This window comes from Clostridium celatum DSM 1785 (assembly GCF_000320405.1).
Lineage (GTDB): Bacteria > Bacillota > Clostridia > Clostridiales > Clostridiaceae > Clostridium > Clostridium celatum.
This window is the reverse complement of sequence record NZ_KB291711.1, coordinates 1-3,524: the sequence shown is the minus strand read 5'-3', so window position 1 is coordinate 3,524 and position 3,524 is coordinate 1. Positions and strand designations below refer to the sequence as shown.

Here is a 3,524-nt window from a genome sequence, read left to right as displayed (position 1 = left end):
TGCTTTAAATGATTTAATAAATAAAGCTGAAAGTTTAGATAGTAGTAAATATACTGAAGAAAGCTTTAATGCAGTTAAAAAGGCATTAGAAGAAGCAAATGCTGTATTTGCAAATGAAGATGCAACAATAGAAGAGATAGAAGTAGCTGAAGAGAACTTAAGAAAAGCTATGAATTCATTACAAGCTAATTCAGGAAGTGGAAACAATAATTCAGGAAATAGTGGAAATAATGGCGGTTCAAATAATGTAGGAAATAGTGGTTCTACAAATAACTCAGGAAATAATGGAAATTCATCTAACAGTGGAAAATTACCACAAACAGGTGGAACTCCAGCTGTAGCAGTAGGATTGTTTGGTACTATATTAGCTGGAATAGGTGCTGTATTCTCTAGAAAGAAAAAATAATCATAAAAATTAAATAAGTAAAACAAAAAAGAATTGAGAATTAAGAAAATTCATAGAATTAATCTTAATCTCGGTTCTTTTTTTGTGTGTAAAAAATACTGCATAATAAACTTAAAAACAAACACGCAAGATAATTATAAAAATTAGCAACTTTTAATAGTTAAAATATGTAAAAAATGAATTAAAATGTAAGTAGGTTATATGAAAATGTATACATAACATTTTGGTTTAACCTATAAAATGTATTTGTTAGGGGGAGAAGGATGCTAAAAAGAAATACTATGAACAAAAATATTGCCCTTATTATAGCGGCAGCGGTAATTGTTGGACAAATTCCTGTATCGGTATTAGCAGAGAATAATACACTAGCTATAGGTGAAGGTGTCGAAGCAGTGGAAGCAAGTGGGGTTGATGAAGCTGAAGTATATGTAGAGGATTATGCATATAATCAAGACTATAATGATTTTTCAAGTACTTCTTGGACAAAGTTTTCAGGGGATGGAACAATAGCAAAAAATTATGATGCTGGAGAGCTAGAAATTAAAAGAAGTGGAAATGCTAAATTAATATTTGTTGAAGATCAAAGTCCATCTTTAAAGAATTTTGAAGCTGAAGTTAGATTTCAATTAAATCCTCAAGATGGAGAAGCTGTTGGGAGATTTGGTCTTGTATTTAGGGGTACAAGTCTAAATAGTCATGGTTTTATAGGATATAACGGTGGTCAAGAACCAGGTAAATGGTTAATTGAAAGTCCAGATGCATGGAATGACCAAATTCAAGGTCCTGTTTTAGAAGCTGGACAATGGGTAACAATGAAAGTTAAGGTTATAGATAGTACAGTAATCTTAACTGTAAATGGAGAAGAGATTTATAATGATGTTGTTAGTTTAAATGGTTTTCCAACAACAGCAGGTCAATTTGGATATAGAACATGGTATGATAATAAAGATATTAAGGTTGACTATTTAAAAATTAAGTCTCTTGATGAAACAGGTACAGAAATAAGTTCTGTAGAAGAAATTAATGTTGAAACTATAGCACAATCAAGACCTGAGTTGCCATATAAAGTGAATGTAACTTATCCTGATGGAACTACAGGTGAAGAAATTGTAATTTGGGATTATATAAATCCAGAAAGTTATGCACAAGCAGGTAGTTTTGTTGTGGAGGGAACTATAAAGGGAGCGTCAGCAACTTCACCAAAAGCAAAGGCTAATATTACTGTTAGAGATAAAGCAACTTATTCAACTGATTTTGAAACGGCTGAAACTAGTGGTGATTGGGAAGTGTTACAAGGTGGTGGCACTCCAACTATTTCAGGAGGAAATATTAAAGTTCCTATGAATGGAGTTTCAGTTGCAGCTGATATGGCTTGTCCTGATGTAAAGAATTTCGTATATGAAACAGATTTTACAACAAGCACTAACGATGGAAGAATAGGTTTAGCTTTTAGAGTTAAAGACAAGGATAACTGGGGAGCTGTTTGTTATGATGCTGGAAACTGGGTATGGAAATCAGCCATAGGTGGTGCTGGAAGCTGGGGTTCATTTACTGGGTCTAAAAAATTAGAAGCAAATATAACTTATAGAATGAAACTTGAAGTTAAGGATGCTAAAATGACTTTATCTATCGATGGTGAAGTTATTGGAAGTGCAACTTCAGATAAAATACCAACAGAAGCGGGTAAAATTGGTTTAGCAGGATGGTTTGGAAATAAAACAGTAACATTAGATGATGTTTTTGTAGAGGAATTAGTAGATACTAATGGAGAACAAACAGCTGGTGATATTCAAACTATTGAGTCAGATGTTATGACAGTTAAGTTAGATAGCAAATTCCCAAGAGTAGTTGAATATAATTGGAAATCTGATGATTCAACATTAGTTGGTCAAGAAGATATATATAACTATGTTAACATTAATGGTAAAGATTATGAGCCAGTTGTTGAAAGTGTAGTTGCTGATAATAAAGCTACCTATACTATGACAATTGATGAAATTGGTGTTACTTTGACAACAGTTATGTCTGTTGAGGATAATAAAGTTAGAATAGAAATCACTGATATAGAAGAAAATAGTAATTTCGTGGTTAAAAAGGTAAGTTTACCTAAGCATAGCTTTGCATCAGTTAGAGATGATAATGGTGGAGCAATTGCAGGAGTATTATCAACAGGAGCTTGGCATCAAATCACAGATGAAATGGCTAATGTTTCAGATATACAACCTTCTGAAAAGGCAAAAACGTATGCATTTATAAATGATAATGATTTTGCTATAACAATGAACAATAATGTCATTGAATATTCAAGTAGAATTCTTTTAAATACAGTAAATAGAAATGGTTATAAGAGTACAGGCATGGGAACAGGTACTTGGACTTATAGAGAAGAAATAGAAAATGGCGTAGGTTACTATAGCTATGAAGATAATTTATGGGCAGAAGCTTATATTACGAAGGATATGAATGATGATAACTCTGTAGATTGGCAAGATGCTGCTATTGAATATAGAAATAAAGTTGAAGCGCCAATGGGAGGAGAATATATTAAAGATAGCTTATCTTATATAGCATTCAACATTGGATACACTCAAAGTCCATTCTTAAGAACTTTAGATACAGTTAAGAAAATATCTAACTATACAGATGGATTTGGTCAAATGGTTCTTGAAAAAGGATATCAAGGTGAAGGTCATGATGATGTAATTCCTGACTACGGCGGACATATTGGTATAAGACAAGGTGGAGTTGAAGATTTCAACACATTAATTGAAGAAGGTGCTAAATATAACGCTAGATTTGGTGTTCATGTTAATGCAACAGAATATCAAAAGGATGCATTTGAATATCCAGAAGAAATAGTTAATGAAAATGCTCCAGGTTGGGGATGGCTTGATCAATCATATTATGTTAATCAAAGAGCAGATATAACTACTGGTGAATTATTTAGAAGATTAGATATGCTTAAAGATGATGTACCAAACCTAGGTTGGGTATATGTTGATGTTTATACAGGAAATGGATGGAATGCACATCAGCTTGGTGAAAAGTTAAATGATTTAGATTTCCAAGTTGCAACAGAATTCCATAGTCCACTTGAAGAACACGTAACATGGACTCA

At 32.6% G+C, this 3,524-nt stretch carries 2 protein-coding genes; both read left to right on the top strand.

The window, feature by feature from the left end:
- On the top strand, window positions 1–406 hold a 406-nt coding region (locus HMPREF0216_RS17250), incomplete at its 5' end, for an LPXTG cell wall anchor domain-containing protein (RefSeq protein WP_005215985.1).
- A 263-nt stretch (window positions 407–669) separates the two neighbouring features.
- Window positions 670–3,524: endo-alpha-N-acetylgalactosaminidase family protein (locus tag HMPREF0216_RS14865; RefSeq protein ID WP_005215983.1), on the top strand; the 2,855-nt coding region annotated here is incomplete at its 3' end.